Below are 302 nucleotides of genomic sequence, written 5' to 3' on the forward strand. Positions count from 1 at the left end.
CTATCTTCTCTGTCAAGTCCGCTGTAAAAATGATTTAGTTGTATTTTGTGGTTTTTATTGATTTTATAAGAAACTCCAGTTCTTATTGAGGCAACATTTCTTTTGATGTTGAGAAGTGTCGGGCCACCTTCTTGCTGAGATTTCCAAGGATATTTATGATCAACAATACTTACTGTTCCATCTGGATTGAACTGTTCTCTCTGTAGTTTTACACCTTTCCAAGTATAGGCTTGACTTACCGTGTCGTTTACAACTCTATTTCTTGTGTCGTAAAGTCCAGTTATGTTAACATCTAATCCTTT

1 pseudogene is annotated in these 302 nt (G+C 35.4%); it reads right to left on the reverse strand.

Going from position 1 to position 302, the window contains the following annotated elements:
- Positions 1–302 (reverse strand): annotated as a pseudogene (locus tag OU788_RS12770) (TonB-dependent receptor); the annotation flags it as partial.

This window comes from Tenacibaculum sp. L6, from assembly GCF_028823685.1.
GTDB lineage: Bacteria > Bacteroidota > Bacteroidia > Flavobacteriales > Flavobacteriaceae > Polaribacter.